The following is a 331-nucleotide window of genomic DNA, read 5'->3' as shown; positions in this document are numbered from 1 at the left end:
AAACAACGCTGCACTACTACAGGGAGCAGCAACAACAACTAATGCTAACAGTGGTAAAATAACCTTCCACAAGACCAGCAACCCGCTGTTCAGGCTGGATTACACTCTATGGTCGTCTCCGGTAGACAACCAAACGCTGTACAACTTCTCTCCTGCAACAAATGCAGTGCGTTACTACGAGTACAAGTACGACTACGACGCAACGGTGGGGTATAATATAAATGCGTACTGGCCGGTATCGTCTGCTAATTCATTTACTTCGGCTAAGGCGTACCTTATCCGTATGCCAAATGCACTTACTGCCGATGTAACCGGTACTACTAACGACGGG

The 331-nt window shown here is 47.4% G+C and carries 1 protein-coding gene; it reads left to right on the top strand.

Features of this window, described 5'->3' with window-relative positions; translation table 11 throughout:
• The coding region (locus ACLI1A_RS19590) for a hypothetical protein (protein WP_411410387.1) at positions 1 to 331 on the top strand (331 nt) is incomplete at both ends.

It is taken from the genome of Flavobacterium sp. RHBU_3, assembly GCF_046613565.1.
Lineage (GTDB): Bacteria > Bacteroidota > Bacteroidia > Flavobacteriales > Flavobacteriaceae > Flavobacterium.
The sequence above is the reverse complement of the archived record's forward strand: the minus strand, read 5'-3'. Positions and strand labels throughout refer to the sequence as shown.